Below are 12,018 nucleotides of genomic sequence, written 5' to 3'. Positions count from 1 at the left end.
ATGAAAGGGAAAGTAGTAGGTGCGATATGTGTGGTCATTGCTTTTTCATGTTCGGAGCCAGAAAAGGAAAGTCCGGTTTTCAGTTTTAAGGACCTGATTGTCGATACTTTGGTTCTGGAAAAGGATGAGGGCGTCGCCAATATTTCTCAGTCACTGACCTATATGGATACAGACTCGGGAGCTTATTTATTCGATTTTCAAAATAGGCAATTGCTTGGATGGAGCTTTCCGGAGGGTAAAAAAGTATCAGAGCAGTTTTATATGCGGGAAGGTCCGGATGGAGTAGGAGATAGTCCCTTCAAGCATGTCATTACCAAGGAAGGGATCTTTATCATAGATGCAGAGACAAAGTTGATTCAGGCAAATTTCGAAGGAGAAGTCATTTCTCGATGGCAGTTACCTGGAGTTCCCTCCGAAAGGCTGTATGTGAATTATACTACCGTTCCCAATAATCCAATTTCCAAAATCGGAAATGAATTGCTTATCGCAGATGTACCTTTCGTTTTGAAGGAGGAAATTATGGACTATCAAAATTGGATCTTGCGATATAATCTCGATGATCAGACTAGCAGTCACATTACTTTTTCTTTTCCAGATAAGCTCAAAGAGTATTATGATGATCCCAATCTTGGACCTTACAGTCATTTTTTTAACCCAAAGAGCGGAAAGACAATAGTTTCATTTCCGGTTTTGGATAGTTTGCTTTTGATTTCCGAAGAGAAAAGCCAATGGGTGAATGCATCTACGGATGAGAAGCTGGAAATTTTGAAGGGAAGAACAGAGCAGCAAGGAGAGTATACGGTGTTTTTACCGGATCATAACTCAGGCAGGTATGTTTGGGTAACTTTTGATCAAGTGCAAAAAGTGTATCTGAGGCAGGTAATTACAGGTCTGTGGCCTGAGTCTGTGCGAGAATCAAAAGGACCATATAAAGTGAAGTTAATCGTCTTGAATGAAGATTTTGAAAAGCTCGGTGAAGTCGATCTATCTGAAAATCGGAATGGGTTTTCTACCCCTGTTGGATTCTATTATTCCATTGGAAATTTAGGAGTAGAAGAAAAAGTGGGTTTTGTAAGACTGGATTTTTCAAAAATGAAATGATAAAAAAAGCGAGACTTATTCAGTCTCGCTTTTTACTTTAAGTTCTATTTCCTCTCCAGATTCATCTTCAAATCTGTATTCCGTCACCGGTAGGGAAGAGTCTTTGATCAGTTTTATCCATTTGTAATATTTGAAAAACCACTTGACCCTTCGGCTCATGATGCCTTGGGTAAAGTAGGCATGCAGATATGGATGCAGTCCGATTTGGACTTTGGCTATATTCTGCATAGTCAGCAGGTGCTCCAGGTCTTTCTCCAGTTTGTCTGCCACCAAAATTGAAGCTTGAATCTTGCCGGTGCCATTGCAGGCAGGGCAGACTTCCTTGGTGACGATATTGACCTCTGGACGAACACGCTGACGGGTGATTTGCATCAATCCGAATTTTGTCAGCGGTAGAACCGTATGTTTGGACCGGTCTGCCTTCAGCTCATTTTTCATCGCATCATAGATGGCCTTTTTGTTTTCGGCCCGCTTCATATCGATAAAATCGACTACGATGATACCTCCCATATCCCGGAGGCGAAGCTGTCTGGCGATCTCTTTGGCTGCAACCATATTGGTCTTCAAAGCGGTAGATTCTTGGTCGCTTTCCTGATTGGATTTATTGCCACTATTGACGTCAATGACATGGAGCGCTTCTGTGTGCTCGATGATCACATAGCCTCCTTGTGGTAAGCTGACCGTCTGTCCAAACAGACTTTTGATCTGTTTTTCGATCCCAAAACTTTCAAATAATTTAGCCTTACCGTTGTAAAGCTTGACAATTTTTTCTTTTTCAGGAGCTATTGTCCTGATGTAGGATTTAATCTGATCGTAGGTAGATTCTTCTTCTACGGTGATTGCATCGAAGGATTCATTGAGCAGGTCTCTCACTAGTGAGGAGGCCATACTCATCTCTCCAATAATTTTGTCGCGACTCTTGGCTTTTAGCAGCTTTTTCATTCCTTCTTCCCAATTATTGAGAAGGTTTCGAAGGTCTTTGTCCAGTTCGGTGACTGACTGACCTTCGGCCACAGTCCGGATGATTACTCCGAAGTTGGCAGGTTTGATAGAAGTGATAAGCCTCAAAAGTCTTTTTCGCTCGTCACTGCTCCGAATCTTTTTGGATACATTGACTGTATCTGAGAATGGAACGAGAACGAGGTAGCGACCAGGAAGAGAGAGCTCACAAGATAGTCGGGGGCCTTTCGTCGAAATAGGTTCTTTGACAACCTGTACGAGCACTTGGTTATTTTTAGACAGGATGTTAGAAATCTTTCCAATCTTGTCTATTTCCGGCTCGTTTTCAAAGCCCTTCAGGTTGTAATTCGAATAGTTGTTGTTGCGCACCATTTTGGTGAACTTCTGCAAGCTTCGAATATTGGGACCCATGTCTTGGTAGTGAAGGAAGGCATCTTTTTCGTAGCCGACATCAATGAAAGCTGCATTCAGCCCATTGACTATTTTCCTTACCGTACCCAGGTAGATGTCTCCCACTTTAAACTGATTGTCTACACCTTCTGAGTGCAGTTCAACCAAGCTTTTGTCCTGAAGGAGGGCAATCCGACTTCCGTTTTGAGCAGAATCAATTAACAATTCCGTACTCAAAATCTAGTCTTATACTATGTAAATGAACGTGTGTTTTTGTCTAAAAACGGGTATAAGAAGAAGTGTATTACTTCTTCTTATGTCTGTTTTTTCTTAGTCTTTTCTTACGCTTGTGCGTAGAGATCTTATGTCTTTTTCTTTTTTTTCCGCAAGGCATAGTCTTGTTGTTTTAAAGTGATACAATTTTATTTAGAGCCTATCCAGGTAGCTTTGCACACTTTCCAGAATCATCGCATCCTGTGTCATGTCCTTCACTGCTTCGAATTGAGCCCTTGCTTTATTTCTTTGATTGGCTTCGAAATAGCTTACACCTAAGTAAAACTGCCCCTGAAGATTGTCAGGGTGATAGTTAATTAACTCCTCAAATCGCTCCACGGCCCGCTTATACTGTCCGGACTGCATGGATAGGATGCCCATATTGAAAAGCGCATCTTCATTTTGAGGGTCTTCTTCCAAAATCTCCCGAAGCATCATAATGCCTTGCATGGGATTGGAAGATGACACATAGGTCATGGCTATTTTTGATTTCAAATCACTGCGTGCCGGATCGTTTTCCAGCACAGTGCCGAGGTACTCTCTGACGAGTTGGGCGGTAGCTTCGACTTTCTCAGGATTCAAGGCAAAGGTAAAAGCCTCAAAATAAGCATTACCGGTTTTTTCGTCCCAAGAAATCTCATCAGATCGCTCTGCCGCCAAAGATAGAAAATACCCCGCACTGTCGTACAAGGATTTTTCTTTGTAAAGTTCAGCCATTTGCTCCAGTTCTTCCAGGGAAATTTCTTCACTGCTTACTTTGGATCGCAATTCAGCAAGACTTCTTTCGGCTTCCTCACTTAACTCTGCCTCATGCATAGCGGCAGGGTCGGAAGCAGTTTCAGCAGAAGACTGTGCTGTGGCTGTTTCAGCTTGCCCCTCATTGTCCACGACGAATTTTGGGAGGGAATAGAGCCCTGCTATTGCCAAAAGGCCGACGACAATGAGGATAAGCTGTGTTTTTTTCATTTCAAATTTCTCCTAAGACCTATTCTTGTGGAGCTAATTCTTTGATTTTGTCACTGCTTTTAATCTTTTCGATAAACACCTTTGAAGGCTTGAAAGCCGGGATGTAATGCTCATCGATGACAATGGCAGTGTTTTTAGAAATATTTCTAGCGATTTTTTTCGCTCTTTTCTTGTTGATAAAGCTACCAAAGCCTCTTACATAAATGTTTTCGCCTTCAGCCATGGATTCTTTGACCACGCTGAAAAACGCTTCAACTGTCTGGGTAACATCATCCTTTTGGATCCCGGTCATGTCCGAGATTTTGGTGATTACTTCTGCTTTTGTCACGGTGATTTAGATTTAGAAATTATTAAATAAGCTTAACAACCTATTAACCAAGTGTTTTTGGGACTGCAAATGTAAGAGAACCTGCTCAATTAAAAAACAAATCCATAAAAATTAACCAGTTTTGTGCTGGACCTATTCTTAGCAAATGAATTTTAAATCAACTGATAATCAAGCCTTTTCAAAAGAAATTCTCAAGTGGTATCGCACAAATCCAAGAGAATTACCTTGGAGAGGCACCACTGATCCCTATAAAATTTGGCTTTCGGAAATCATTTTGCAGCAAACCAGAGTCGCGCAAGGCCTACCTTATTATTACAAGTTTGTGGAGCAGTATCCCACGGTCAAAGACCTGGCAGAGGCACCAGAGGAAGAAGTGCTGAGACTATGGCAAGGATTGGGATATTACAGTCGGGCCAGAAACCTACATTTTTGTGCCAAGCAAATCTGGTTTGAAAGGGCAGGAGAGTTTCCCAATTCGTATTCGGAGCTTTTAAAACTTAAAGGGGTGGGGATCTACACGGCAGCGGCAATAGCGAGTTTTGCCTTTTCTGAAGCCAAAGCGGTAGTGGATGGAAATGTATTTCGGGTGCTTGCCCGAGTTTTCGGGATCGAAACAGACATTGCCAGCGGAAAAGGGAAGCGGGAATTTCAGGAATTGGCCGATCAGTTGATCCCTCAGGACAATCCCGCTGAATACAATCAGGCGATGATGGATTTTGGGGCGAGGCTTTGCGTGCCCAATAAGCCCGACTGTGTGAATTGCCCGATTCAAGGCTCTTGCTTTGCCTTCAATAATCAACTCGTCAATGATCTTCCTGTCAAAATCAATAAAACTAAAGTTCGGGACAGGCATCTGCATTATTTTGTCATTCGCTGTGGAGAAAGCTGGGTCTGGAAAAAACGTAGCTCCGGAGATATCTGGGAAGGACTGTTTGATTTTCCGGTGATTGAAAAGGAGAAGGAGTCGCTGGAAGAAGGGTTAGCCATTCTGCTAAAAGCTGGTGAACCAAAGAAGTTTCCCAAAAAATACCGACATATTTTGTCACATCAGCGCCTGCATGCAGAATTTTCCGAGATTGAAATTCCAGATGAAAACCGTTCGAGTCTTGAGAATTGGGCTGAGCAAGAAGGATATCTATTAGTAGAGGAGGAAAAAATCGAATACCTCGCTAAGCCCAAGTTGATTGTTAATTTTTTGACCGATCAGGGCTTTTGATTAACTTCAATTTTCAATCAAAAACAAGCAAATAAATCATGGCAGGAGTTAATAAAGTTATTCTTTTGGGAAATCTCGGTGCGGACCCAGAAGTCAAGTATTTAGAAGGAGATAATGTGGTAGCCAATCTTCGACTTGCAACCACAGAGTCTTACAAAGACCGAAATGGAAATCGGGTGGAGCAGACTGAGTGGCATGATTTGGAGCTTTGGGGCGGACAAGCGAAAATCGCCGAGCAATACCTTAAAAAAGGAATGCAGCTCTATGTCGAAGGAAAAATAAAGTCTGATACCTGGCAAGACCAAGAGGGGAATAACCGGAAGCGGACCAAGATTCGTGTGCTAAGCTTTACCATGCTCGGTTCCAAGTCAGATAATCCGGGCGGAGGAGCTCCTGGAGGTTATTCTGAAAATAAACCTGCTTCAAACCCAATGGCAAATCAACCAAAAGCCGAGGCAGCACCAGATATCTCAGCGCCGTCCGACGACGACGATGATCTTCCGTTTTAATTCAATCCCCTGAAATATTCAGGGGATTTTGTAATTTTGCACTAACCATCGTGTTTTGTCCATGGACGACCCTTACCCGAGTGCCTATTTACTCGCTCAAATCGCTGAAATCAGCCCTACTTACCTCCTAATCAACGGAGTGATTTTTATCCTTTTGCTTATTTGTTCTGCCCTGGTATCAGGTTCTGAGGTTGCTTTTTTCTCATTAAATAATGATGACCTCGATGATCTGTACAATCAAGATACTCCGAAAAGCAAAACTGTTCTTGATTTGCTCAAGCGTCCGAAGGTATTATTGAGCACCATATTGATCCTGAATAACATGATCAATATCGCCATTGTGACCCTGACAACCTTTGTGGTGTGGACTATTTTCGGGATGAATACCACAGGGATCATTGTTATACTGGTACAGACCGTCGGAATTACATTTGCAATTGTGTTTTTTGGGGAAATTGTCCCTAAGGTCTATGCCAATAAAGCTAGAAAGGAATTTAGCCTTGGAATGGCCCCAACCATGAATCTTTTTGCTTCTGTATTGAAGCCGATTTCCATTTTCTTAATGTCCATCAGCAACCTTATTGAGAGACGGATTGAAAAGAGGGGTTACACACTTTCGGTGGAGGAATTGAATCAGGCCTTGGAGCTTACCACGGAGGATACCCCTACTGAGGAGCGTGAGATCTTGAAAGGCATCGTGAATTTTGGTACGCTTACGGTGCGTCAGGTGATGCGAAGCCGAATGGAAATCACAGCTGTCGATACAGAGATGGATTTTCATGAACTCATGGATAAGATCAATAAAAGTGGCTATTCCAGAATTCCGGTTTTTCATGAGACTATTGACAATATTCAGGGGATATTGTACATCAAAGATCTATTGCCTTACATCGAGCGGGATGAGAATTTTGCCTGGCAAGAGCTTATCCGGAAGAGTTTCTTTGTGCCCGAAAACAAAAAGGTTGATTCCCTCTTGAAGGATTTTCAACAAAAGCGGGTGCATATGGCCATCGTGGTAGATGAATATGGCGGCACTTCAGGTTTGGTGACTTTAGAGGACTTGATTGAGGAAATCATAGGAGAGATCAATGATGAGTTTGATGATGCAGACGACTTTTTCTTTAAGGAACTTGATCCTCAGACCTTTATTTTTGAAGGAAAGATTTCATTAAATGACTTTTGCAAAAAGCTTGAGCTAGACTCGCAGATTTTTGATGAAGTGAAGGGAGAAAGTGAATCTCTAGGAGGTTTATTACTTGAGCTGAACAGCAAACTTCCCAAGAACGGCACCAAGATCGGTTTTGAAAATTTTGAATTTACCATCTTAGCTGTAGATACTCGGCGAATCAAGAAAGTCAAAGTCCACATCAGACATAGTGAGAAGGATGGGATAGGCGAGAACATTGATTGAGCTTAATTCGGCTTATTTCCATTTTAGCAAAATAAAATTTGGTTGAATAATTAGACTGTCCTCAGTTTGAGAAGTCATCTGATTATTTGTAGATAATTTTTTTTAATAAATCACCAATAAACCTGTTTGCCTGACTAATTTGATTTTCGCGCAAAAACTGGTTTAATTTTCATCCATCTTTTCCAAAAAATTGATCAATTTATTGAAAGTGGGTTTATTTTTTCTTTAAAAATTCAATTGCCGAAAATTCAAAAAAAATTGATTTTCTAAAAAATAAATCATCCATAAAGGTGATCTATTGCCTTTATTTTAAAAAAAGGAAATTTTTTAGTAATTTTTCGAAAATTTTGAACCTATTAAATCGTAAAATATATGCAAAATGGAATGTACCGTCCCGATCTGGAACATGATTCCTGTGGTATCGGAGCGGTGGTGGATTTGACAGCTCAAGCGACGCATGAAACGATCAGTGATGCGTTGTTTATGTTGAGCAATATGGAACACCGGGGAGGAAGAGGCTCAGATCCCAAAACGGGAGACGGAGCAGGGATTTTGATCCAAGTCCCGCACGATTTTTTAAAGGATATCACAGCAAGAACGGAAATAGAATTACCCGAAAAAGGCTCTTACGGAGTGGGTATGACTTTTTTTCCCAGAAATAAGCAGCTTTTCCAGAAGTCAAAAGCACAGCTCAATGCCATCATCGATGAGCTTGGGTTTGAGCTGATAGGCTACAGACCAGTACCCGTTGATGAGACTGTACCGGGTTCAGGCGCTTTGGAAGTGATGCCAAATATTGAGCAGCTTTTTGTTAAGCATAAAAAGGGACTCACGGGATTGGATTTGGAGCGTAAATTATATGTTTTACGAAACCATGCGACTACTCATATCAATCAGAATATTCCGGGTGTAAACCAGTCTTTCTACTTTGCCTCACTGAGTAGCAAAACACTTATATATAAAGGGCAGCTTCGTACAGATCAAGTTTTACCTTTTTACAAGGATCTACAGAATAGTAAAATCGAATCCGCTTTTGCGATCGTACACTCCAGGTTTTCTACCAATACGTTCCCAAATTGGCGTCTGGCACAGCCCTTTAGATGCTTATCTCACAATGGAGAGATTAATACGATTCGGGGAAACCTGAATAAAATGAAGTCCAAAGAGACGCTGATGAAGTCTAAGTTCTTCTCGGATGAAGAGCTTCAGATGCTGATGCCGATCACTAATAAGTTGAATTCGGATTCAGCTAATTTGGATGCAATGGTCGAGCTGCTGTCTCTCTCCGGAAGGTCCATTTCCCATGCCATGATGATGCTCGTGCCGGAAGCTTGGCAGGACAATGAGGTCATGGATAGAGACCGAAAGGCTTTCTATAAGTTTCATGCCTCCTTGGTTGAGCCTTGGGATGGTCCGGCAGCACTTTTATTCACCGATGGGGAAAATGTAGGTGCGACCTTGGATCGAAATGGACTTCGCCCACTTCGTTATTTCATTACGAAAGACGAGCGATTGGTGCTTTCTTCCGAAGCTGGTGCTTTGCCTATCCGGGAAGCTACCATTGTTCAAAAAGGAAGAATCAGTCCCGGGAAAATGATTTTAGCAGACCTGAAACAAGGAAAAGTAAGATTTGACGAGGATATCAAGTCTGAAATCTGTCAGAGTCAGCCCTACGAAAAATGGGTCAATGAACAGCGAATTAAGCTTCGTCTTGAGCCTGATCCGGAAGTCTTGACTCATCCATACTCCACTGAAAATATCAAGAAATGCCAAACAGTCTTTGGGTACACTTCCGAGGAACTAAAAGTGGTCCTTGCTCCTATGGGAGGCAATGGCCAGGAAGCGTTGGGGTCGATGGGGGCAGATACTCCTTTGGCGGTTTTGAGCAAGCAGAGCCAGCATATCGCTAATTATTTCAAGCAGCTTTTTGCGCAGGTTAGCAATCCGCCGATTGATCCGATAAGAGAGCGATTGGTGATGTCTCTTTTCACCAGAATTGGGGAAGGCTACAATATTTTGGAAGAAAGTCCGCAGCACACCCGGCAGATCCATATTTCTCAACCGGTGCTCCTGAATGAGTCTCTTGAGAAGATTCAAAACATGGAATCTCAGGGCTATCGTTCCGAAAAGCTGTTTGCACATTTCAAGGCAGATCATCAGCCGGGAAGACTGCTAGAAGCCTTGGATAGCCTTTGCAAAGCAGCTGAAGAAGCCATTGCAGCGAAGAAAAATATTCTCATTATCTCTGACCGAAACAGTGACGAAGAATGGGCTCCTATTCCTTCTTTGTTGGCTATTGGAGCAGTTCATCATCACTTGGTGAAAAAGAAAATCCGGACCAAGGCTGGATTGGTCTTAGAGTCAGGGGATATTCGAGAGACGCATCACTTTGCGACAGCGATTGGATATGGTGCTTCAGCCATCAATCCATATCTGGCATTGGAATCTTTACTTTCCATGTATGAGAAAGGACAATTCCCTGAGATCAAAGATCGAAAGGCGCTTTTCTCCAATTATCAAAAAGCCATTGGCAAGGGCTTGCTAAAGGTGCTTTCAAAAATGGGAATCTCTACGCTTCAGTCCTATCAAGGAGCTCAGATTTTCGAAGCGATTGGATTAGGGCCTGAGGTGATTGATCGATGTTTCAAAGGGACTATTTCCCGAATTTCCGGAGTTTCTTTTGATGAGCTTGCAGAGGAGGTTTTGATTCGTCATCGAGCAGCTTATCATAGCAATAGCCCGATTTTGGAAACAGGAGGGGTGTATCAATGGAAGCGAAAGGGAGAAAAACACTTGTTCAACCCTGAGACGATTCATTTGCTTCAAAAGTCCACGCGACTGAATGATTACGGTCTGTACAAAAAATTTGCATCTAAAATCAATGAGCAAAGCAAGGATGCGCTGACTCTAAGAGGGCTTTTTGAATTCAAAAAGCGAATTTCTATTCCGATCGAAGAAGTGGAGCCTGCGGAGTCGATTTTGCGACGCTTTGCTACAGGAGCCATGTCCTTCGGTTCGATTTCGCATGAAGCTCATACCACCTTGGCGATAGCCATGAACCGGATTGGTGCGAAAAGCAATTCGGGTGAGGGAGGAGAAGACGAAATTCGATTCGAGCGAAAAGAAAATGGTGATTGGGAACGATCTGCTATCAAGCAGGTGGCCTCAGGTCGTTTTGGAGTGACGAGTAACTATCTGGCAAACGCAGACGAATTACAAATTAAAATGGCTCAAGGAGCCAAGCCTGGTGAAGGAGGGCAACTTCCGGGGCATAAAGTAGATGATTGGATCGGAAGAGTACGCCATTCGACTCCAGGCGTTGGATTGATTTCCCCACCGCCACACCATGATATTTATTCGATTGAAGATTTGGCTCAGTTGATCTATGATTTGAAAAATGCCAATCGAAAAGCCAGAATCAATGTGAAATTGGTTTCCCAGGCCGGTGTTGGTACTGTCGCTGCGGGAGTAGCAAAAGCAATGGCAGATGTCATTTTGATCTCTGGAGCTGATGGAGGTACGGGTGCATCGCCACTTTCATCCATTCGCCATGCGGGCTTACCTTGGGAGCTTGGGCTTTCTGAAGCTCATCAAACCTTGGTGAAAAATAATCTTCGGAGCCGAGTTGTATTGCAGACTGATGGTCAGGTCCGTACAGGAAGAGACTTGGCTATCGCTACTTTATTGGGTGCAGAAGAGTGGGGTATTTCTACCGCTGCTTTGGTGGTCGAGGGCTGTATCATGATGCGAAAGTGTCACTTGAATACTTGTCCTGTTGGAATTGCTACCCAAAATCCGGAGTTGAGAAAGCTATTTACCGGGGATCCTGATCATGTGGTGAATTATTTCCACTTCCTTGTCCAGGACCTTCGGGAAATCATGGCCTCTTTGGGCTTTGCCACGGTGGATGAAATGGTCGGTCAAAGTCATGTCCTTCAGTCTACAGGACATCTGAATCACTGGAAGTGGGATAAGGTGGATTTATCACCGATTTTCCACAAAGTGGAGGTGCCTGATCATGTAGGTATTCACAAGCAAATCGATCAGGATTGGGACTTGTCCGAAGTATTGGATACCAAGCTAATTGAAGCGGCAAAACCTTCTCTAGAGCAGGGAATTCCAGTCACTGGGGCATTTCAAATCAAAAATACGGATCGTGCCGTGGGAGCGATGCTTTCCAACGAAATTTCTAAAATCTATGGTAGTCCCGGCTTGCCGGATGATACGATTCAGATCAAATTCACTGGATCCGCAGGACAGACATTCGGTGGATTTTTGACCAAAGGCGTCAGCTTTGAATTAGAAGGAGAGGCTAACGACTATTTCGGAAAAGGACTCTCCGGAGGAAGGTTGACAGTCTATCCAAGCAGAAATGCACGATTCAAACCAGAGGAAAATATCATCATCGGTAATGTGGCTTTTTATGGAGCGACTTCTGGTGAGGCATTTATCAATGGAAAGGGAGGAGAGCGTTTCTGTGTGAGAAATTCTGGAGTAAAAACCGTCGTGGAAGGCATCGGTGATCATGGTTGTGAATATATGACCGGTGGACTGATGATTAATCTAGGCGAGGTAGGTCGGAATTTTGCTGCAGGTATGAGTGGAGGAATCGCCTACATACTTCAAGATTTTATCACAGAAATAAACCCTGAGTTGGTGGATGTAGATCCACTTACCAAAGAAGATCTAGATACCATCCAATCGTTCTTGAGAAAGCATGTGAAGCTTACTGGTAGTCAGCTTGGTCAGGTATTTCTAGACGATTGGGAAAAGCAAAGCCTGAAATTCATCAAGGTAATTCCGAGGGATTACAAGGCGGTATTGGAAAAAAGAGCAAAAGAACAATCAAAAACATTGGCATAAG

Annotated in this window: 8 protein-coding genes; 5 read left to right on the top strand and 3 right to left on the bottom strand. The window is 42.8% G+C overall.

What is annotated here, in order from left to right; translation table 11 throughout:
* Entirely contained in the window at nt 1–1,101 is a 1,101-nt protein-coding gene (locus tag CDH51_RS10295) for a DUF4221 family protein (RefSeq protein WP_100628501.1), read from the top strand.
* Between the two features lie 15 nt (nt 1,102–1,116).
* Here CDH51_RS10295 and CDH51_RS10290 read toward each other — a convergent pair whose 3' ends face one another.
* The 3 genes from CDH51_RS10290 to CDH51_RS10280 form a co-directional block, all read right to left on the bottom strand.
* A complete protein-coding gene (locus tag CDH51_RS10290; RefSeq protein WP_026946383.1) occupies nt 1,117–2,688 on the bottom strand; it encodes an Rne/Rng family ribonuclease in 1,572 nt (523 codons plus the stop codon).
* A gap of 189 nt (nt 2,689–2,877) precedes the next feature.
* Nucleotides 2,878–3,690: a tetratricopeptide repeat protein gene (locus CDH51_RS10285; protein WP_100628500.1), complete on the bottom strand. Its 813-nt coding sequence runs from the start codon at nt 3,688–3,690 to the stop codon at nt 2,878–2,880.
* A 19-nt stretch (nt 3,691–3,709) separates the two neighbouring features.
* Complete coding sequence (locus CDH51_RS10280) at nt 3,710–4,018, bottom strand: HU family DNA-binding protein (RefSeq protein ID WP_024284423.1); 309 nt, start codon at nt 4,016–4,018, stop codon at nt 3,710–3,712.
* 145 nt (nt 4,019–4,163) lie between these two features.
* Between CDH51_RS10280 and mutY the strand changes: the two genes are divergently transcribed.
* The 4 genes from mutY (at nt 4,164) to gltB (ending at nt 12,017) form a co-directional block, all read left to right on the top strand.
* Nucleotides 4,164–5,234 (top strand): A/G-specific adenine glycosylase, encoded by a 1,071-nt coding sequence (gene mutY, locus CDH51_RS10275; protein WP_100628499.1) that lies wholly within the window; start codon nt 4,164–4,166, stop codon nt 5,232–5,234.
* Between the two features lie 38 nt (nt 5,235–5,272).
* Entirely contained in the window at nt 5,273–5,743 is a 471-nt protein-coding gene (locus tag CDH51_RS10270) for a single-stranded DNA-binding protein (protein WP_100628498.1), read from the top strand.
* A 61-nt stretch (nt 5,744–5,804) separates the two neighbouring features.
* On the top strand, nt 5,805–7,154 hold the full coding sequence (gldE, locus tag CDH51_RS10265) for a gliding motility-associated protein GldE (protein ID WP_026946387.1): 1,350 nt from the start codon (nt 5,805–5,807) through the stop codon (nt 7,152–7,154).
* A 372-nt stretch (nt 7,155–7,526) separates the two neighbouring features.
* Nucleotides 7,527–12,017, top strand: coding sequence for a glutamate synthase large subunit (gene gltB / locus CDH51_RS10260; RefSeq protein WP_100628497.1), 4,491 nt, complete (start codon nt 7,527–7,529; stop codon nt 12,015–12,017).
* Nucleotide 12,018: the final 1 nt, after the last annotated feature.

This window comes from Algoriphagus formosus, from assembly GCF_002807035.1.
Classification (GTDB): domain Bacteria; phylum Bacteroidota; class Bacteroidia; order Cytophagales; family Cyclobacteriaceae; genus Algoriphagus; species Algoriphagus formosus.
This window is presented reverse-complemented; position numbering and strand designations above follow the sequence as displayed.